General features: G+C 63.7%; 1 protein-coding gene. It reads left to right on the forward strand.

Features of this window, described 5'->3' with window-relative positions:
- Positions 1–163, forward strand: a 163-nt coding sequence (locus tag ACSIPU_RS30975) for a hypothetical protein (RefSeq protein ID WP_435322529.1), incomplete at its 5' end; no start/stop codon positions are given.
- Positions 164–303 lie beyond the last annotated feature (140 nt).

Raw genomic sequence — 303 nt, forward strand, 5'->3', positions numbered from 1 at the left:
GGTGGCGAGGGTGAAGTATCTGCTGCGCCGCATTGATATCGAAGAGGCGCAGGAGCTGTCGCGTCGCAGCCTCGATGCGCAGATGACCGCCGAGGTGCGCCATCAGGTGGCGGCCTTTATGGAGCGTCGCGGTCTCGGCGGCCTGATCCGCGGCGGGCGGTAGCGCCAGCCCGGGTGAGGCGTAAGCCGTAACCCGGGGATCCTCTGCTCGCACCCTCCGGCAAAATAGGGTACCGCCGGGGAAACGGCATTCTGTTAGCATCCGTATACATATCTTTTACACGTTCGGCGCGGATCGCTCTT

Source organism: Klebsiella sp. HN106, from assembly GCF_051209435.1.
Lineage (GTDB): Bacteria > Pseudomonadota > Gammaproteobacteria > Enterobacterales > Enterobacteriaceae > Klebsiella > Klebsiella oxytoca.